The organism is Acinetobacter puyangensis (assembly GCF_900096995.1).
GTDB lineage: Bacteria > Pseudomonadota > Gammaproteobacteria > Pseudomonadales > Moraxellaceae > Acinetobacter > Acinetobacter puyangensis.
The window spans coordinates 47,108-66,667 of record NZ_OANT01000007.1 but is presented as its reverse complement, the minus strand read 5'-3'; the positions used below and the strand labels follow the sequence as shown (position 1 = coordinate 66,667).

15 protein-coding genes are annotated in these 19,560 nt (G+C 40.6%); 2 read left to right on the top strand and 13 right to left on the bottom strand.

The window, feature by feature from the left end:
• From CRO21_RS12860 to CRO21_RS12820, 9 genes are all read right to left on the bottom strand, one after another.
• A complete protein-coding gene (locus CRO21_RS12860; protein ID WP_097079719.1) occupies positions 1 to 819 on the bottom strand; it encodes a Crp/Fnr family transcriptional regulator in 819 nt (272 codons plus the stop codon).
• A 180-nt stretch (positions 820 to 999) separates the two neighbouring features.
• Positions 1,000 to 1,407 (bottom strand): ExbD/TolR family protein, encoded by a 408-nt coding sequence (locus tag CRO21_RS12855; RefSeq protein ID WP_097079718.1) that lies wholly within the window; start codon positions 1,405 to 1,407, stop codon positions 1,000 to 1,002.
• Positions 1,407 to 2,150: a MotA/TolQ/ExbB proton channel family protein gene (locus CRO21_RS12850; RefSeq protein ID WP_097079717.1), complete on the bottom strand. Its 744-nt coding sequence runs from the start codon at positions 2,148 to 2,150 to the stop codon at positions 1,407 to 1,409. The genes CRO21_RS12855 and CRO21_RS12850 overlap by 1 nt, the downstream gene beginning before the upstream one ends.
• A gap of 33 nt (positions 2,151 to 2,183) precedes the next feature.
• Positions 2,184 to 3,026 carry an energy transducer TonB gene (locus CRO21_RS12845; RefSeq protein ID WP_097079716.1) on the bottom strand — a complete coding sequence of 281 codons (843 nt, stop codon included), beginning with the start codon at positions 3,024 to 3,026 and terminating at the stop codon, positions 2,184 to 2,186.
• A 13-nt stretch (positions 3,027 to 3,039) separates the two neighbouring features.
• Positions 3,040 to 3,858 carry an ABC transporter ATP-binding protein gene (locus tag CRO21_RS12840; protein ID WP_097079806.1) on the bottom strand — a complete coding sequence of 273 codons (819 nt, stop codon included), beginning with the start codon at positions 3,856 to 3,858 and terminating at the stop codon, positions 3,040 to 3,042.
• 4 nt (positions 3,859 to 3,862) lie between these two features.
• Entirely contained in the window at positions 3,863 to 5,473 is a 1,611-nt protein-coding gene (locus tag CRO21_RS12835) for an ABC transporter permease (RefSeq protein ID WP_097079715.1), read from the bottom strand.
• A gap of 458 nt (positions 5,474 to 5,931) precedes the next feature.
• The gene (locus CRO21_RS12830; RefSeq protein WP_097079714.1) at positions 5,932 to 7,263 is read right to left on the bottom strand and encodes an aryl-sulfate sulfotransferase; all 1,332 of its coding nucleotides are present in this window, start codon (positions 7,261 to 7,263) and stop codon (positions 5,932 to 5,934) included.
• An 11-nt stretch (positions 7,264 to 7,274) separates the two neighbouring features.
• Positions 7,275 to 9,473, bottom strand: a complete 2,199-nt coding sequence (locus CRO21_RS12825) for a TonB-dependent siderophore receptor (RefSeq protein ID WP_097079713.1) — start codon at positions 9,471 to 9,473, stop codon at positions 7,275 to 7,277.
• Positions 9,474 to 9,713: 240 nt separating this feature from the next.
• Complete coding sequence (locus CRO21_RS12820; protein ID WP_097079712.1) at positions 9,714 to 10,817, bottom strand: ABC transporter substrate-binding protein; 1,104 nt, start codon at positions 10,815 to 10,817, stop codon at positions 9,714 to 9,716.
• A gap of 281 nt (positions 10,818 to 11,098) precedes the next feature.
• Here CRO21_RS12820 and CRO21_RS12815 point away from each other — a divergent pair, with 281 nt between their 5' ends.
• Positions 11,099 to 11,911, top strand: a complete 813-nt coding sequence (locus CRO21_RS12815) for a Crp/Fnr family transcriptional regulator (RefSeq protein WP_097079711.1) — start codon at positions 11,099 to 11,101, stop codon at positions 11,909 to 11,911.
• Positions 11,912 to 11,963: 52 nt separating this feature from the next.
• Here the strand turns inward: CRO21_RS12815 and CRO21_RS12810 are convergent, their stop codons facing one another.
• The 4 genes from CRO21_RS12810 to CRO21_RS12795 all read right to left on the bottom strand — a co-directional run bounded on the left by CRO21_RS12810 (position 11,964) and on the right by CRO21_RS12795 (position 18,311).
• Positions 11,964 to 14,408 carry a TonB-dependent receptor gene (locus tag CRO21_RS12810; protein ID WP_097079710.1) on the bottom strand — a complete coding sequence of 815 codons (2,445 nt, stop codon included), beginning with the start codon at positions 14,406 to 14,408 and terminating at the stop codon, positions 11,964 to 11,966.
• 567 nt (positions 14,409 to 14,975) lie between these two features.
• Positions 14,976 to 15,908, bottom strand: a complete 933-nt coding sequence (locus CRO21_RS12805; protein ID WP_097079709.1) for a TauD/TfdA dioxygenase family protein — start codon at positions 15,906 to 15,908, stop codon at positions 14,976 to 14,978.
• 160 nt (positions 15,909 to 16,068) lie between these two features.
• A complete protein-coding gene (locus CRO21_RS12800) occupies positions 16,069 to 17,163 on the bottom strand; it encodes an ABC transporter substrate-binding protein (protein WP_097079708.1) in 1,095 nt (364 codons plus the stop codon).
• Between the two features lie 179 nt (positions 17,164 to 17,342).
• Positions 17,343 to 18,311, bottom strand: coding sequence for a TauD/TfdA dioxygenase family protein (locus CRO21_RS12795; RefSeq protein ID WP_097079707.1), 969 nt, complete (start codon positions 18,309 to 18,311; stop codon positions 17,343 to 17,345).
• Between the two features lie 378 nt (positions 18,312 to 18,689).
• Between CRO21_RS12795 and CRO21_RS12790 the strand changes: the two genes are divergently transcribed.
• Positions 18,690 to 19,472 carry a Crp/Fnr family transcriptional regulator gene (locus CRO21_RS12790; RefSeq protein WP_097079706.1) on the top strand — a complete coding sequence of 261 codons (783 nt, stop codon included), beginning with the start codon at positions 18,690 to 18,692 and terminating at the stop codon, positions 19,470 to 19,472.
• Positions 19,473 to 19,560 lie beyond the last annotated feature (88 nt).

The following is a 19,560-nucleotide window of genomic DNA, read 5'->3' as shown; positions in this document are numbered from 1 at the left end:
CTATAAAGAATTCTCCAATAAATCTATTTTTCTTAGCCTATCCGGATCCAGAATGTAGATTTGATTATACTTAGTGTCGATAATCCCTTCACTCACAAACCACAAAATCTCCTTTCGGATACTTTGTCGTGATACTTTTAATAATTCGGCAAAATTTTCCTGTGACAATTTGATACTTAATTTAATCACATCATTATACTGCGAAGAAAAATATTCCATTAAATACACAAACTGACGTGCAAGCTGTATTCTTAAAGGCTGAGTGCTTTGATGGTAAATATCATTATCCAGTAAACGTGTTCTTTTGCAAATCATTTCAAAAGTTTGATAAAGTACCTGAGGATTCTGTTGTAGAACTTTTTTAAATACATTACCGGGAATGATCGCCACCACGCTGGCTTCATGTGCAATATAATCATGTTCCAGCAAAGTCTGGGAAATAAAATAAATAATATTTAAAATCGAACCTGAGGGAATAAAACGATGAATCGTATGTTTTCCTCCTTCAGAATTCCAGCCCATCCGGACTGTGCCATTTAAAATAAAAAATATTTCATCACAGCTTTCATGTCTGGAATAAATTTTCTGGCCCTGATAATAATATCGAATTTTAATATGATCAAAAATATATTGAATCTCACTGGCAGTGCAATCATTCATAAACCTGCATTTTAAAAATTGTTCTTCCGCCAATTTTTTATAATCCAGACATTTTTCTTCTTTTAAATATGCACTGCTCTCCACAGGCTGCCCAAGAATATGTTTAAGCTGCCGGTAATAGTCTTCATTTGGTTGTATCGCATCAAATTCAGATTGCATATTTTTCACTCAGATATTGCACTTCTAGTTACTATAGATGATTTTTGAGTTTTACAATATTCCTTTTTTTAATATATAAATCATAATTAAATGATCAGCATAAATTTGTCTCCGCATCATCATAAAACAGCGGCAAATTATATGTTTTACCGCTGGATATGCTTTATCACTGGAGATGCTTTATTGACCCGGTACAGTAATCACGGACAGTTTATCGACGCCAACCCGTTCAATACTGGCCAGCAATTTTGCAATGGTGCCATAAGGAACAGTTTCATCAGCATTCAGATTAAGTGCCAGTTTATCATTGGCATTTTTCCGGTTTTGAATTTCCTGCTCGAAATTCTCTAATGCCACTTTGTCTTTATCCAGAAAAATTTCGCCTTCTGGATTGACACTAATCACCACTGCCTTATTTTGATCGGTGCTTTGTGTCGGCGCAGCTTTGGGTAAATTGACTTTAACGGTATTGGTCAAAAGAGGCGCTGTCACAATAAAGACAATCAGCAAAACCAGCATCACATCCACCAAAGGTGTAATGTTGATTTCGCTGACCACATCATCGTCTTGCGAAGTTGAAATTGCCATTATGCAAGTACCTCCTTCTCTTTACCAAGTTCAGACTTTACAGTGGATACCGCAGCTTTATCGGTTACGGTGTTGATGCCAGCAGTCGCAGAAGGCAGCTGAAAACCGGCTTTCTGATTGAGACTGACAAAATCTGTGGCAAAATCATCGAGATCTGCACCAATCGATTTAACTTTTCGTACAAAGTAGTTATAGGCCAAAACTGCCGGTACAGCCACTGCAATACCAATACCTGTCGCAATCAAGGCTTCACCAATTGGTCCTGCGACCACATCCATGCTGGCATTGCCGGATTGTGCAATTGCTTGCAAGGCATGAATAATCCCGAATACTGTCCCGAACAAACCAATAAAGGGCGCATTATTCCCGATTGATGCCAATAAAGCCGATCCTTTTTCCAGTTGGCGACGTTCGGTTAAAATTTGCTTACGCAGATGACGTTCCAGCAAATCCTGACGACTCCAAGTTTGTTGCAAATCCTGATGAGTTTTTTCATTGGCATCAGTCAAGGTTTGAAAACCCACCTGAGCAATACGTGCCGTTGGGCCTTGTTCCGTATTGGCTTTTTGAATGGCCTCATTAAGATTTTTGGCCTGCCAGAATTCGTCTACAAAATGCTTGCTTTGCTTACTGGCTTTCTGAGTTTGTATAGCTTTGAGTACAATAAAAACCCAGGTAATGATGGAAAATGCGATCAGCAACCAGATTGTTGCATCGTGAATCAGGGTATTGATATCTGTCATGGTAAAATTCCTCTAAAATTCAATTCAATCTCTTTATCTTGGTAATTGATAGTTAATCGGTACATCGACCCAACCTTCGATTGGTGTGGAACCACGCTTCGCAGGCGAAAATTTCCAGCGCTTAACCGTTCTTACTGCGGCATCATCCAGTACTTTTTTGCCACTGCCTTGTTTGACCGAGATATCCAAAGGACTACCACTTGCTGAAACTTTGACCCGCAATATCACCGAACCTTCCCAGCCACGATCCAGTGCAATCTCTGGATATTCTGGCGCAGGGTTACTCAGATAACCCGCATAACCCTTAGCTTCTGTAACAGGAAGATTTTCTGTGGCGGGCTGTGGGGCTGGCGCAGGAGTGGGTGCTGGTGTTGGCGCAGGACGCACATTTTCCGTCAATGTCGGTTGTGTGATGGGTTGAGCCACAGGCTGCGGTGTGGGTTGTGGTGTGGCTTTCTGTACCGGTTGCGGTTTGGGTTGATCAACTGGTTTTGGTTGTTCTACCTGTTTTTTTACTGGCTGAGGTTTCTCAACAACCGGCGGGATTTTAGGCTGTTCCACCACAGGTGGAATTTCCGGTTCAATCACTTTGGGTGGTTCGGGTTTGATAATTTCGATCACCACTGGCTCAGGCTTCTGTTCCGGTAGGGCAGGTGTAGGTAACTGCTTTGCCACATACCAAACCGTAAAATGCAACACTGCCACCACGCCCGTTGCAAGCAACAGCTTTTTGCCCCATTGCGAATGGGGTGGCTGATGATTTGCATGCTGCCCTACAAAAGGATCTATGGCCAATGCAGCACTATGACTGCTGCCATGAGCCAACTGCTCAAACAGCAATGCCCGTTTATATGGACTTTGTCCAAATTCGCTCATCATATGCTCCAAATCAGACAATCTTGTCTTCGGTCAAAATGTTGAATACCTGTTCCTTGAGCTGATGTAACTCAAAACTCGAACGATTACGTGGACGAGGCAGGTTCACTTCGATGATTTGCTCAATCCGACCTGGTTTTGGCTTTAAAATCACCACACGATCTGCCAGTGTCACCGCTTCCTCAACATCATGCGTAATAAAAAGCGTGGTAATTTTTGCTTGTGATTGAATCCGCAATAGCTCATTTTGCATCTGGTGACGTGTCAACGCATCCAGTGCACCAAAGGGTTCATCCAATAAAAAGATACGTGGCTGTGCCACCAAACTACGTGCAATCGCAACCCGTTGTGACATGCCACCGGAAAGCTGATGCGGATAGGCTTTTTCAAAACCATTTAATCCAATCAATGCAATGGCTTGGGCAATCTGTTGATTTTTATCATGAACACTTATTTTTTCATTAATCAGCCCCAGTTCGATATTCTGTTCCACGGTAAGCCAAGGGAATAAACGATGTTCCTGAAACACCACAGCCCGGTCATTACCAATCCCTTGAATCGGTTGTCCATCAATGGTGATCTGCCCTTCAAAGTCGGCATCTAGTCCGGCCAGCAAACGTAACAGGGTAGATTTGCCACAACCGCTACTACCGACAATGGCGACAAATTCACCTTCATGAATATCGAGATTAAAATTCTCGATAACCTTCACTGGGCTTTGATTGACCACAAAATATTTCTGGATATCCTGAAATGTCACCAAAGTCTTGCGTGGTATCAAATGTTCGACAGCTAAGGCTTCATCTGATTGAATTTTGACAGTTGAATTCATCTCTTTATCCTTCATTTTTGCGCCATGCCGTGGCACGGTTCTCAGTAATTTTTCCAAGCCAAGCCAGAATGGCTCCAAGTACTGCCACCAGAATTGTGGCTGCGATGACACGATCCATTTCAAAATGCTGCTGTGCTGCCATCATGTAGCTTCCGATACCAATGCCTGATCCCATTAGATATTCGGCACCAAAGGACGCCATCCACGAATACAGCAAAGCCAGACGAAAACCGGCAAAAACTGATGGTGCAATACTTGGCAGGATTAAAATTTCCAGACGTTGGCGTAAACTTAAACGTAAAATATCTGATGCTTCTTCCAGCTGTTTCGGAACATTCGACATCCCCTTCCAAGAGGCAATAAACATGGGAAAAAAGGTCGCAATCGAAATAAACACGGTTTTGGATAAATCACCCAATCCAAACCATGCAGTGATCAATGGAATCCATGCAAAGATGGCAATTAGTCTTAAGGTATTTAAGGTCGGTGCAAACAAATCTTCTAATGGCTTAAATAAACCCAGCAAAATTCCAGTCACCACACCAATGCTGCCCCCTATCACCAGTCCCAATAAAGCACGGTATAAACTGTGATGCATGGCGGTCACCAGAGAGCCATCAGAGATGCCTACTGATAAGGCTTGCCATACTGCAATAGGGGTCGGTAACACGTCGGCGGAAATCCAGTGAAAAGCAGTGGATACAAACCAAAGTAATAGTAATGATGCAGGAATAATCCACGGCTTAAAGGCATGACTTCTGGATTTTTTCTCGACAGCATGGGCAGAAAGTGCAGCATGAGGCCAGAATACAAATTTTCGTTCCAGCCATTGCAATAGCAGATCAAAAAAGATCCCGACCAATCCAATTAAAATAATGGTGACAAACACAATATCCAACTGGAATAACTGGCGTCCCACCACCATCAAATAACCAATACCTTCTGATGAAGCCAGTAACTCTACAGCGATCAGCGTGGTCCAGCCAGCCGCCATTGCCAGTCTTAATCCAGTAAAAAAATAAGGCAAGGTTGCCGGCAACAACAACTTTAAAATCAAATCTTTTTTTGAAAATTGTAAAATGGCAGCCATTTCTTTGAGTTTTGGCTGTATATCCCGTACACCGGCCTGCGTATGAATCGCAATCGGCACCATCGTTGCTTTAAAAATAATAAAGATTTTTAGGGCATTTTCGATACCCAGCCAGATCATTAATAAAGGCAACCATGCTAGTGTGGGAACAATTACCAGCGCATAAAAAGTGCCTGAAATATATTGTTCTGCTGTACGGCTATATCCCAATAAAATCCCAAGTGATACGCCGCCGAGAACTCCTAGCAATAAGCCAAAAGCAAAACGCTCTAGACTAATCCCTAACTGCCACCACAAATCGTTAGCCGACAAGTCCAGAAAAGTCTGCCAGGTCGCTTGAGGCGTCGGTAAAATTTGTGCAGGCATCCACTGCTGATTTGAGGCAAACCACCATAAAACAAAAAGCAATACTGGTACTAACCAGCGTATTGCGATTTGATTAGAATGATCTAAAATCTGACTAAACCTTGATGGTTTAGCATCATTTAACCATATTGTTTTTCTCTCGGTAGATGCTTCTGACATATCTTGCAGTGACCTAAAATTGCCTGATTAAACTCGGTGAAATAGCTTGTTTGTGGAAAGTCTAAGGAAAGGGATATTCAGAATATTGAATATACAAATTCTTTAATGGAAAATAGAAACTTGCTTTTCCTGCCACTTAAACCATAATATTTTTCAGGATTAACCTGATATATTATTTAAGCCTGTTTTATTAATTTATATTAAAAGAAATCACACACAAAAACTGTCACCTTATATACAAATATTCCAACTTATTATGATTTCTATATACATAACGAATATAAAGTATAGCGAGTCCAAAATATTTTATATTCAAATAAAATATATAAATATCATTAAAAACGATTTATTGAATTCAGTTTTGTACTTACTCTTATTTCAAAGCCAGCGTTCAATTTAATGATCAAACAGACAATATATTTATTTGATAGATTGCCTGAAGATTATTATGACTTCTGCTATTGCACCGCCGGAATCTTGAACTCAGTCAATTTCGGCGGAACTACAGCAACTTCACTGCGGGGCGTCCCTTGGGGAACCCAGTCATATGGTAAAGGTGTAGCACGGTATAAGTTATTGTTTGCAGGGCGTTCATTTGTCGCTTGAGAAAAATAAGGGCTAATATATTCCCAGACAATTTCTCCTTTTGGGGTAATCTGGAATACCCGACCACTTTGTCCTTCGGTAATTTGTGTATTGCCATTGGGTAAACGTCTTGCCAGACTGGTAAATGCACTAAAGAAACTACTACCCGGTCTATATTCCCAGACAATTTCCTTTTTAATTGGGTCAATCTCAACCACGCGAGAAGAACCTGTCGAAATTTCAAAAGAAACCGCCGGATAACCCGATCCGCCCTGATTATCAAAAACCAGAATATTGCCTGCGCCAGGTAAGCCCTTTGCAATGATTTTGGCATCATGTAAACCGCTTAACTGATCGACTGGCTTATTCTTTTGTTCCTCTTGTATAAAAGGATTGGCTTTTTCTGCCGATGCATAATTAGGCCCCAGATTCCAGACCACTTTACCAGTTTTCTTCTCAATAATAGCAATGAAATTTGCCTGTCTCGAATCGATGATAATATTATCTGGATGAAAACGTGCATCGCCAGCATCGAACCATTTATTTGCACCCAATGTACGTGCATTATTCAAGTGCAGATAATCGACATGCTTTGTGTTACGAACCAATTCCAGCTGTTCAGGTGTAAAACCAAATTCGTTTAAATGTTCCGAAGCCACCCAGCGCCAGACCACTTTACCTTTTGCATCGACTTCATAAATGGCATCATCAATCAATTCTTGCAGTTTAAATCCGGGAATGGCATGAATTTTATTGGCAAGAATCAACGTATTACCATTACTTAGGCGCGATATTTCATGATGCTGATGGGCATGGCCTGTATCTTTTTCTCCCGCCCATTGCCAGATAATTTTGCCATTCCAGTCCAGTTCGGCGACCGAATGATTGTTCGCCCCATTCCCAAACGCTCGCTTATCTTTGTCTTTACGTTCTTCAAGTTGTACAAAGACATGCCCTTTTTGACCTTTATTCAATGTCGGATCAATCACTTCTGTCGGAAAACCACGATAAGGCCAACTTTGCACGACCTGTCCATTCATATCAATCAGATAACTTTTCTGATCCGAGCCACTAAAAACTGTATATTGATTCCATGCCTTTTGCGGATCATAAATGGTGACCCCTGTTGGATAAACCGTAGGGGCAGCCATCATTTGTGCGCTGACCAATAGACTGGCAGCAAGTGTTACTGCTTTTTTAAGCATGTTGATATCCTCTAAAAATCATAACGAATGTTTAAACTCAAGGTTCTAGGTGCACCTACCGCAAGGGCATTACTTGATGCAATCCAGTATTTTTTATCGAATAAATTATTGATTTCTGCACGATAAGTCAGTTGTCGTTCGCCCAAGGGCACACGATAACTGGCCCCGAGATTAACTGTTTCAAATGATGGGGTCTGAATGGTATTGGCATTATTGAGATATTGCTTTCCAACATGATTAATATTGCCGTGGACACGTAATCCAGATACAGCAAAAACTTCTTTTTCTACCCCCAGACTACCCTGAAAACCAGCGACAGCTGTTGGTTTCTTTCCGATCACTTCACTTGCTGCTTCTGTGTATTCGGCATCAATCCATGACGCACTGCCATTGAAGGTTAAGCCATCTATAGGGCGATAACGGCCACTTGCTTCCAGACCGTCATAACGTACTACACCATCGCCGACATAATAATTTTGTGTATTGGCGTAACCCGTACCCTTTTCTATCCGAAATAAGGCGGAAGCCAGTGACCAATTCTGATATTCACTTTTTACACCCAACTCATATTGTTTACTTTCAATTGGATCAAGCTGTGTGTCACGATTTTCATAGGTGGTTCCTACCGTACCACCATCTTCTAATGCCTCGACATAACTGGCATAAAATGTGGTATCCGGACGTGGTGTAAATAATAATGCAGCACTTGGTGAAATTGGACTCTGATCATAGGAAGATAGTTTTGCGCCTGAAACATAATAATTGTCATTTTTATAATCAAATTTTCGTATACCTAATAGCAATGACCATTGGTCATTGACACTTAAAGTATCGCTAATATATGCAGATTTGGTGGTCCAGTCTGAAATCCTGAAATATTGTCGTGGTGAATCACCATCGTAAGTCAGATCCAGCGATGGATCATACAGATTCCCTGCTGGATAAGGACCTGTCTCAGGATAAGCATGATTTTGCCCACCGGTAATGCTATTCCCGATATTCAGATCACGACTTTGTTCCTGATAATCCAGCCCCGCCACAATTTTATGTTTTAACCAACCGGTTTCAAAATCACCTTCCAGACGTAACTGCACAGAATCATATTGCAAAGTTGGACGATAAAACTGACGTAGAGACACATTATAATCACCCTGTGCATTACGTAAATACAGGGTTTCATCGCGTGAATTAATCCTTTTAAGGGTATGTGAATAGCTACTATCAAGTTTCCAGTGATCATTGATTTGCCAGGTCAACCCAGTCGATGCCGCCCACGCAAGCGAATTGTAATAAGAGGAATCGTATGCTGTTAAGTCCTTACGTCCACTGATGGCTTTAGGCAATTGGGTTCCCGAAAAAGCATTACTCCCAGCATTCGCAATGCTTATACTGGTAATCCCTCCCTCCAGATTACGTTGTTGATATAAACCCTTGGCATACCAATATAAAGAAGGTGTCAGCTTGGCATCCAGATATAATGAAACTGCCTTACGATCAATATCCGTGCCATTATAGGCCTCCCCTTTTTCATTAACGGCATTAAAGCGATAACCAAAACGTTCATCTTCGCCAAAATGTCCACCGACATCGACATGCTGACTAAAAATACTGTCCGATGAATAGCCAGCAGCGATAGATAAGGTTTGTGAATCTGTTGGTTTCTTGGAGATATAATTCAGTGTACCGCCCGGTGAACCCATACCATATAAGAAACCGGTAGCACCTTTTAATAGCTGTACCTGTTCAAATAACTCCAGTGGTAACTCCACACTTGCCATTTGAAACGGATGGCCGTCAATCTTATAACCATTGACAAAATCCAGTGTTAGACCCCGTACAGACAATAAATCCGGACGTAATCCATAGGTACTGCCTTTGGCTTGTACACCTGCTTCTTCTTCAAACAATTTGCCAAGACTTTTTGCCTGTTTCTCTTCAATTTGTTTACTGTCTATAGTATGGGTAGAAAATGGTGTTTCCAGATCACTGCGGGCACCTAAAGTCCCCCCAGCGACAACCGTTTTCTTTGTTGTACTGGCAGTAACGGTAATCGCTTCAAGCTGTTGCACATCTTCTTGCCCCTCATCTGCATAGGCAGAATGCGCAACAACGCCTAAAATAGAAATTAAAATACTCTGTGATAATAGACTGATCTTGCGTCTATTTAATTTATGCCGATCAGGATTAATTCCAGCATTAAAAAAAGACATTTCAAAAACTCCAAAACCTAAAATCTGTTTAATTCTTGTTAGTTTAAATTAATATTTTTTTAACACTGTCACAAAAAATACAAAGTTAATGTCATATTTATATTTCTTTATCAGATTTATTAATATATCACAACAAAATAAAAGGCTGCTATTCGCAACCTTTGTAATATAAGGATCACCATAAATATCTTTTAAATATTATTTGATCCCTACTTAATGTCTTTTATTGCTTCACATCCTTTATTTTTTATCCCAGTAATGTTCATATTTTAATTGTTGGATGGCTGTATTGACAAAATAAGGATTGGCCCATTGTTTGACGTCAAAACCTTGCCGGATTAATTGTGCTTTTAATGCAGAATTCACACCGGATTGGAAATGGCTAAGATAAAAATCATCCAACAATGGCGAATAGATCTCCTTTAAATCCTGATTTTCCAGATTCAATTTATAGAGTTTTATCGGATAACCCGCATTTTTTGTGACCAGTTCAATCGATTGCTCCCGATGTTCCGGTGCAGAAACCCAGTGTGCCGATTTCACCACTGCGGTCACCAGTTTTTGCACAATCTCTGGATGTTGCTTGATAAATTCGGTCCGAGCAATTAAACCGGACTGTATAGTGCCTTGTCCATCACTGCGACTTAATGTGCTGAGCGGAATATCAACCAATCCCTGCTGCTTTAATGCCAGAATCGGAATCAAGCCCCAGCCTGCATCGATTTGCTTGGCAGCCAATGCTGCATTGGTTGCCGCAGGGTCAAGATTCACAATACGGAAATCTTTTTCACTGTATCCATAGCTATGAATAAACTGAGTAAAGGCCAATTGATGCGCAGTACCCTGCCATACTGCAATACGTTTGCCTTTTAATTTTTCCAGACTGCTATAATCATGATTTGGCAATACACCCAGATACCCATTGACTTTACGGCCGGTCGCTACCAATAATGTGGTATCGATATTATTGGCCTTACCAATAATGGCTGCCAAATCCCCCAGAAAAGCAAAATCCAGCTGTTTATTGGCCAGCGCTTCATTAATGACAGGGCCTGCCCCCTTAAAAAATTGCCATTCCACCTGAATATTGTCCGCAGCAAATTCCTGTTGTAATAATTGATTTAAATACAGATTATCGATTAAAGGTGTACCACTACTTGGTTTATCACTGGAACTTAAATCAGGTACAGCAATTCTGATCTTTTGTACTTGATTATTTCCTGTAGGCTGAATATTTTCCCGTACTGTATCTGAAGAGGAGGGTTTAAACAATATAAATAGAATTAAAATAATCACTAAAATAGGGAGTGCCCAAATATATTTCTTATTAGATAAATGCGCCATGTTTCCCTCTAAAGAATTTTCTAAATATTCAATCTAAATAATGCATCATAAAAACAGATAATATCTCCCAATCAAACTGGACATATCATTGTTGTAGCCTAATTTACCTTTTGTTCAAAAAAAATCTGTCAGAAAAAAGACAATTTCATGCATCTCTATAGATATGCTTATCTGTTTAAGTGAAATAACCGGTTATCAGATTTTTTTATCTTTTTTTATGATTTATAGAGCAGGATTTGCGCTGTATACTGATTAATAATACTTTAACTCAGGTATTAAGTATGGATATCTTGGATCCTAACAACCCCATTTTTAAATATAAAAATGCAGCATCGACCTTAGAAGCACAGCAATCAGCTCGGCTTAATTCATACTATTTGGCCCAGGCAAAACAAATTTTAGAAAATTATCAGTTTATCCAGCATCTTTCCGAGCAGGAAAAGCAACGTTTACTGGTTAATGTAAAAATTAAAAAATATTATCATAATCAAATAATATATGCACAAAATGCTCAATGTGAAGACATTAATATTATTGTTGATGGTACCCTCAAACTTGGCTGGACCATGCCCAATGGCAAATATCATATCCAGACCTTTATGCCCTCTGGTACGTTGATTAATATTGTACCAATTATGGCGGAACAACAGCATATCTACGATCATATCTCACAAGGCGATACCATTCTTGCCAATATTTCCGGTCGTGTATTTCTTGATGTTTTAAAAACCAATGCTCAAGCCTTGTATATGGTGCTGAAACTCATCTGCATAAGAACACAACTCAATCGCGAACAAATATTTTTTGCTTCAACCGAATCCTTAAGAGTACGTTTAGCACAGGAACTGATTTTTCTGGTCGATTATCACTCCTATCAGACGCATGACAAGATTCTCCTTAGCCTTAAAATCAATCAGGAAAACTTTGCCGAATTATTACAAACCACCCGGCAAAGTATTAACAGAGAACTGTCCTGGTTCGCCGAACAAGGTATTCTTGAAGTGAAATACAATCAGATTTCTATTCTGGATTATCATCAACTCAATGAAATTTCCAAGGGGAATAACCTGAATACAACCACAAAATTTATCTAAAGCAAGGATCAGTCAGAATCAAATATGATAGATTCCGGCTGATCTTTTATGATTAAAAACTCAACTTCAAAGTCGCACCAATCGTTCTTGGCTGTCCCAGAATCGCCCCAGAAGAACCATTCATCCAGTTAAATACATTGGTCACATAAGTTTTATCGGTCAGATTTTTTGCCCATAAGGACACATCCAGTTGATTCTCCCCAATATTATAACGTGTCCCAACACTGGCATTAAGAAGACCATAGGCATCAATAATACTTTCCTTGGCATTATCCAGATTGCCATATGACCAGTCCCGCCATGAATAACTACCTGCGATATAAGGCTGCCAGCGATTTTTGTGCTTTAAATCATAGCGGAAGTTCACATTGGCTATCCATTCCGGCACACCATACACTCGTTGTCCGGTTAAATCCTGATACGCCACACCAGTCGGGATCGAGACCGCAGAGGGTGCAGGTGCGCCTTCATACTTGGTGTATTTAGCATCATTCCATGAACCATTAACATTCACCGTTAATCCCTGAATCGGACGAATGGTGGCATCTATTTCTGCGCCACGACTGCGAACTTTACCGGCATTATCCAGCACACTGACATAATTGGTACCAATCTGCTGTGTGCCTGTGGTTTGGTAATCTTTAACATCGACCCAGAATAGATTACTATTTAGTTGTAAACGGTTATTCCACAAGGTTTGTTTTAAACCGATTTCATAGTTATCTGCGATTTCCGGATCAACTTTCAGTGAATCTGCACCTACACTTGGTGCTGTGCCTACGGCTAAATTAAAACCACCAGATTTTTCACCATGCGAATACGTCGCATAGAATAAATTGTTGGGATTAATTTTATAACTTGCAGTCAATAATCCGGAATAACTGGTATCACTGATGGTCAATTTTCCTGAATCATAAGCACCAATCTGATTATTAAGCACCGTCTGATAATTCGTATTCACACCGCCTATCGGTGCAAGACGATTGACTCGGGCTTCTTTATCTTCATAAGTGATCCGACCACCGGCGGTAATATCCAGTTTTGGTGCAGCATGCCATGTCCCTTGACCAAATACCGCATAGCTTTTGGTATCAGCATAGCCATAAGTATGGGTTTCACGATTATTTAGAATATTTGCATTATTGTTGGCAACCCCTGGTCGTAAAACTTCATTTTGATAAAACAGCAAAGGATCCGCAGCATCACCATAATAGGTAAAGGAATGATTGGTTAGATTTTGCTGGAAATAATATAAACCTGTCACCCAATCAAAAGTTGGATTGCTGGCGGAAGCCAGACGCAATTCCTGTGAATACTGTTTGTCTTCAACCGCAACACCGGTATTGCGAATGGCATCTGCGGTGGTGTTGTCGCTGTTAGTCGGGGTAAAATTCCAGAACCGATAAGCACTAATCGAGGTTAACTTTTTACCGCTATCCAGTGTCCAGTTGGCCTCAGCCGAGGTTCCACCTTGGTTAACCTGCATGCGTTGACTGGCATCCGCTGAAATCTTTTTATCCTTCCAGTTCAGAATCTGGGTATCACCGCCAGCCTGGGCAACATTACTTAGATACTGATTATAATTGGCACCATACTCGCGGTGGGTAAAGGTCGGTCCTCTGGAATAAGTGACTGTCATCCCCTGCTGATCATCTTCTTCATGATAATCGGCAATCCAGCGTAAATTAAAGTTATCACTGGGTTGCCATAAGATCTGTCCACGCACCCCTTGACGATCAATATCATTTAACTTATCCGCATCAGGTTGAGCGACATTTTCAATAAACCCATCCTGTACGGTTTTATAAAAGGAAAAACGTCCGGCAACGGTTTCCGTTAAAGCATCCGATAAACTGCCTTTGGCCTGAAAATAGTTTCTTTCCCCAGCAGAAAGTTCCAGCGTATTGTCCGGATAGAATGTCGGTGCTTTAGAGGTGATATTGAGTAAACCCGCAGTGGTATTTTTACCAAATAAAGTGCCTTGTGGTCCGCGTAATAATTCCAGTTGCGCAACATCCAAAATATCAAATACCACCATGCCGGGACGCCCCAGATAAACATTATCCAGATACACCCCGACACTGGCTTCCAATCCATCGCTGGCCGGATTATTGCCCAGACCACGTATCGCAACACTGGATTGGCGTGGATTCTGAAAGGCCACATTCAAGCTAGGTAGTGCTTGTTGTAAATCCTCAACCCGACTTAAACGTTGGGATTCCAAAGTCTGACCACTTAAAATACTAATCGGTGTAGGCACATCCTGCGCCTTTTCTTCACGACGACGCGTTGTCACCACCACAGCGTCCAGTTTAACCACATCTGCTTCATTGACCGGTTGTTGTACGATCCCGCTCTGCGGTGTTTGCTGCACCTCATCTTGTGCCAGCACCATAGTTGATGTTGTGCAACCCAAGAGAATCCATGCGATGGATTGTGCCAGTTGACTCGGCTGTATTGCGTTCCCCAAATTAAATTTCGCTTTCATCTTTTCCATCAACGACCTCATAAAAATTTCCTTGGCTATTGAAGATTCATCTCCATATCGCGCAGGCAAAAATCAAAAAATGCTTGGATGATATTGTTTAAAAAAAATGATTAAAAAGCTGTCAAATCACCGACACATTCAGCGCTTTATTCAGCATAAGATATCAAATATAAAGATATATAGTTTTTTTAAAATATTAGATGTATTTATTCTAAATCTAATCATGCATTATATTGGTTACGTCAATCTCAACTTTAATTCATTATTAACTGATTAATAAATAATTTAAAATTGTTAATTTTACACAAATATTGCTCGCCTCACCGCCTTTGGCGGCTCGGCGAGGGAGGGGCTTTGGGGGCGTATGCCCCCCAAAGCCCCTTGCAATTTTGGTTGCCGTAGGCAACCAAAATTGCAAAAACATAATATTATTAGCGTTTTAGTGAAAAATGATATTCTTAAATAAGTTGAGATTGGTGTATTGGTTTTAAAATAATACAGGCTTCCCTACAAAAAAGGTTTATTCACCATTTATACATAATGAATAAACCCTATTTTTAATATGGTTTTAAAGATTTAAAAAGGTCGTCCGCCTGCCAGACTTACTCTTTTTAATAATCTTCGTTGTTCTGCCGGAAATGCAGTGCGTGAATGCAACGTCAACTGATTATCCCAGAATACAATATCACCAATTTCCCACTGATGTTCATAGCGATATTTGGGCTGTGCAATATGTTGTCGTAAACGCTCAATCAGTTGCGCACCTTTTTGATCATCATATCCCACTACTTCCACCTCGGTATGGGTATCCAGATACAACCCCAACTTACCACTTTCAGAATGAGTACGTACCAAGGGATGCGGAAATGCGGCGCCTAAAATCTCCTGATTAGAAAAACGATATTTTGGATAAACACCGGTCCCGTGACGTAAAAACGGATTATAGGTAATCAACTGGAGTTGACGAATTTCCTGTTTGGTTTCTTCATCGAGATCTTGATAAGCTTGCACGGTATTATACCAACTGGTCGCCCCACCATCACTCGGTATTTCAAGAGCATATAACAATGAACCACTTGAAGGCTGTGGCGTCCAGTGATGATCACTATGCGGCGTCAGCTCATTGTTTCCAGTATAGTCGCCTTTTCCGACCGCATTGGATACAGGCACAACATCCGGTGGCAAACCGTCGGTTTTTTGCGTTGCTAATACCGGAATATCAACCGGTGGTTTAAAAATTGCACCAAAATAACTGGCAAAGGCCAATAGCTGCTCATCCGTCAAATTCTGCTGTTTAAACACCAGAATTAAGTGATCCTGTAATGCCTTTTTCAGGGTTAAAATGGTCTGGGCATTTTGTGGCTGTCTAGCATCAAGACCTGTTACCACAGCACCCAGAGGCGCATCAGCAATCGGAGCGACTGTTAATTGCTCTACACCTTGCAGCACTGATTCATGCCATTTTGGCGCATTCTCAATACTATAGGACAATTGTGTTAAACTTGACATGATAACTCCTTCATTCATTTAAACTTTTCCCCATCATGCCCTTATCCTGCCATGATGGAGCGATTCTGCCGATTTAAACATCTATCCGATGTAATGCTTGGATAGATGTTGAGTACACATTTTTATTACACACACTGGTTTTCATTTTTGTGGGCTTGTTCTACCAGACATTTTCATATCCCAATTGCTTAATCCCCTGATCCACAAATTGATGATCTACCCATTGATCTACATCGAATGTTTGTCGAATCAGTTGGGCTTTCAGTGCACTGTCTACACCTTGACGGTAATGATCAATATAGGCCTGATCCAGTAGTGGTGAATGAACAACTTTAAAATCCTGATCCTTGAAACCGAGTGCATACAGGGCAACGGGATAATTCGCATTATTGGCAACCAACTCAATCGCAGCCTCCCGATTCTCTGGCTGTGCTACCCAATGTGCCGATTTTAAGACTATATTGACCAGACGTTGCGTCAGCTCTGGAGATTGTTGAATAAAGGCACTACGTCCGACCAATCCGGCTTCGGTAGTACCTGCCTGACCATCACCCTGTTTGGAGGATAATGGAATTTCGACAATCCCTTTTTGTTGTAATGCCAATACGCTCAGGCTGCCCCAGCCGGCATCAATTTGCTTGGCGACCAGTGCCGCATTCATCGCAGGTGGATCAAGATTGATGATACGAAAATCTTTTTCATTGAATCCATATTGATGGATAAACTGATTAAACGATAATTGTGATGCTGTACCTTGCCATACTGCGATCCGCTTACCTTTTAATTTTTCCAGACTGTCATAACCCTGATTAGGCTGTACGGCCAAATAACCATTGGATTGACGTACGGTTGCCACTAATAATCGAGTATCTATCTGATTAGCCTTGCCAATAATGGCAGCCAGATCGCCTAAAAAGGCAAAATCCAGTTGTTGATTGGCCAATGCCTCATTAATCACTGGTCCGGCACCTTTAAAAAACTGCCACTCAATTTTGATCTGATCTTTGTCAAACTCTTTTTCCAGCAATTTATTCAAATAAATATTATCGATCAGCGCAGTACCACTGCTGTGTCTATCACTTGAACTTAAATCCGGTACAGCAATCCGGATCACCGATACGTGACTCGCTGGCTGATTTGAATTGACTGTTTTTTCTGATGAATTTTTGGGTTTAAAAATCAAAAATAAAATAATCAGGACAATCAACAATGGAATGACCCAAAAATATTTTCTGTTTTTTATGCTATTCGCCATTGGACTTCCTTAAAATATTTAAACGTCCATCATCAAGCGAAAAACACCCTAATACAATGTAGACAAATCACGATATTCTGCTAAATAAAGTATTAAAATGAATAACCAGTGATGATGGATATCGCGCTAAAGCAGTAGAAAAATCAATCCTTCCCATGCCTAGGAATGATAACGATGCTTTACTTTGCTGCCAAAACGGCATCGCGCTTGGCCTGTTCCAGTTCCGCCGCCGACAAGCCTTTGGGCGAAATAGTGATGCTGTTGCGGCCATCTACACCCACCGGAACATCACCTGCCAGTGTGACACGACGCACGACACGATGTGCATCACCATAATCATTGACGGCCAGATGCTGGGTTGCACGGTTATCCCAAATGGCAACGTCACCCGCCTGCCAGCGCCAGCGCACCGTGTTTTCCGGACGAATCACCCGGTCCTGTAAAACATCGTAGATACGGCTAGACTCACGGGCATTCAGACCAACAAAGCGTTTAAAGAAATGTCCCAGTAATAAACTACGTTTCCCGGTTTCCGGATGAACCCGTACCACCGGATGCTCGGTTTCATAGACCACCGACGCAAAAATATTTTTATACTTGGCGAGTACATCAGGATCAACATCGGGCTTTAAGCCAACATAATCGTAATCATTGCTATGAATCGCCCTTAAATGATTGGCCAGTTCTTTTAAGACCTCGGGTAATTCATCATAGGCCGTTTCGGTATTGGCCCATGTGGTATCGCCACCAAATTCTGGAATGGTCACGCCTCTTAAAATACTCAGTTTTGGATAGGCATCGACAAAGGTCACATCGGTATGCCATGAATTGGCACGTCCGCCATAACGGGAATCTAGCTCCAGTAAATATTGCGTCCCCTCTACCGTCGGCACAGTAGGATGGCGCACAGGCTCACCCAAAAGTGCTGCAAATTTTTCCTGTTCCTGATCATCTAAATGCTGCTGATTTCTAAAAAAGATCACCTTATACTTCAGCAAAGCCTGATAAATTTGCTGTACGGTTTCTGCCGCCAATGCACTGGATAATTTTACACCGCTAATTTGTGCACCTATACGACCCGAAATAGGCGATATAATTAATTGTTGTTCGGCCTTATCACTTACTTTAGGTTCAATAACTTCACTCATTTCATGGCACTCATCGTTGCATTTTTTCTATTATGCAAGCGCAGGCCCCTTTATTCTGTCAAATACTAGACAACTTACCGATTAAATAATGCTATATATATCTTTTTTTTGGCTAAATTCTATTAGCAATATGCTGTATTTAATATAAATTAATCACATTTTTTTATTTATATTCCAATTCGATTTGTCTTATAGTCAATCATTCACGATTTGTCTTATTCTCTTGTTGGAAATTATTTTATCTGGCATTTATCCTGTGAGAGTTTATTTCATCGGATATTGATCCTGTATAAAACCATACAAATCAAACTTTCTCATATTTTGATTTGGTCGCCATATTATTATGATTCGCCACTTTTTCAATGCAGGAGAATTACGATGCTTAAAACTGCACATCTGGAATCAGCTTATCCGAAGATCGAAAAAAAATTCACGACATTACCCGCACCTATTCAATTTCAGAATAAAAGCTTGCAACACACTGCACAGGAATTCCTATTAAATTATAAATTGATTCAATTATGCACGCCGGAACAACAACAAGAGATTTTTAAACATTTAAAAATTAGCCGATATCATAGTAATGAGATGATATTTCATAAAAATACCTCATGTAATGAATTAACTTTGATTCTTAGAGGCAGCATTAAACTGGCCTGGCATATAGCCGACGGCAAACAAATTGTGCATCGCTTTATTCCTGCTGGTTGCCTGATTAATATTGTACCACTGATCTCACGCCTGAATTTAACCCATGATCATGTGGCCCATGATGCCACCGTGATTGCAACGATTCCCGGTCATATTTTTTATTCGATCTTAAAACAAAATCATCAGGTTTCACTGGCAGTACTGGAACTGATCTGCAATCGTAACCACTTATTATTTGATGATTTTTATCATCAGTCTACGCAGTCATTACGTGGCCGTCTTGCACGTCATCTGTTACTACTGGTGGAATACTTTTCCTATCAGGACAAACAAGACACCACGTTAAATATTAAACTTTCCCAAGAAAACTTTGCCGAGCTTTTACACACCTCACGCCAAAGTATCAATAAGGAATTACTCTGGCTAGCACAACAGGGTATTGCAGAAGTCAAATATAATCAGATTCATATTTTAAATCTGGGAAAACTCAGATCCTTAATTCATCTATAATCTTTATATCATCATCGATGATATTAATATCTAATATTGTTCATATAACTGTCATTTGACTTACAGAACATTGCGTTTAAAACATCAA

Coding starts and splice junctions, on each gene's coding strand:
- CRO21_RS12815 (WP_097079711.1), top strand. CDS start 11,099: ATGGATATCTTGGATCCTAACAACCCCATTTTTAAATATAAAAATGCA.
- CRO21_RS12845 (WP_097079716.1), bottom strand. CDS start 3,026: ATGAGCGAATTTGGACAAAGTCCATATAAACGGGCATTGCTGTTTGAG.
- CRO21_RS12855 (WP_097079718.1), bottom strand. CDS start 1,407: ATGGCAATTTCAACTTCGCAAGACGATGATGTGGTCAGCGAAATCAAC.
- CRO21_RS12810 (WP_097079710.1), bottom strand. CDS start 14,408: ATGGAAAAGATGAAAGCGAAATTTAATTTGGGGAACGCAATACAGCCG.
- CRO21_RS12840 (WP_097079806.1), bottom strand. CDS start 3,858: ATGAATTCAACTGTCAAAATTCAATCAGATGAAGCCTTAGCTGTCGAA.
- CRO21_RS12800 (WP_097079708.1), bottom strand. CDS start 17,163: ATGGCGAATAGCATAAAAAACAGAAAATATTTTTGGGTCATTCCATTG.
- CRO21_RS12790 (WP_097079706.1), top strand. CDS start 18,690: ATGCTTAAAACTGCACATCTGGAATCAGCTTATCCGAAGATCGAAAAA.
- CRO21_RS12850 (WP_097079717.1), bottom strand. CDS start 2,150: ATGACAGATATCAATACCCTGATTCACGATGCAACAATCTGGTTGCTG.
- CRO21_RS12830 (WP_097079714.1), bottom strand. CDS start 7,263: ATGCTTAAAAAAGCAGTAACACTTGCTGCCAGTCTATTGGTCAGCGCA.
- CRO21_RS12795 (WP_097079707.1), bottom strand. CDS start 18,311: ATGAGTGAAGTTATTGAACCTAAAGTAAGTGATAAGGCCGAACAACAA.
- CRO21_RS12835 (WP_097079715.1), bottom strand. CDS start 5,473: ATGTCAGAAGCATCTACCGAGAGAAAAACAATATGGTTAAATGATGCT.
- CRO21_RS12825 (WP_097079713.1), bottom strand. CDS start 9,473: ATGTCTTTTTTTAATGCTGGAATTAATCCTGATCGGCATAAATTAAAT.
- CRO21_RS12860 (WP_097079719.1), bottom strand. CDS start 819: ATGCAATCTGAATTTGATGCGATACAACCAAATGAAGACTATTACCGG.
- CRO21_RS12820 (WP_097079712.1), bottom strand. CDS start 10,817: ATGGCGCATTTATCTAATAAGAAATATATTTGGGCACTCCCTATTTTA.
- CRO21_RS12805 (WP_097079709.1), bottom strand. CDS start 15,908: ATGTCAAGTTTAACACAATTGTCCTATAGTATTGAGAATGCGCCAAAA.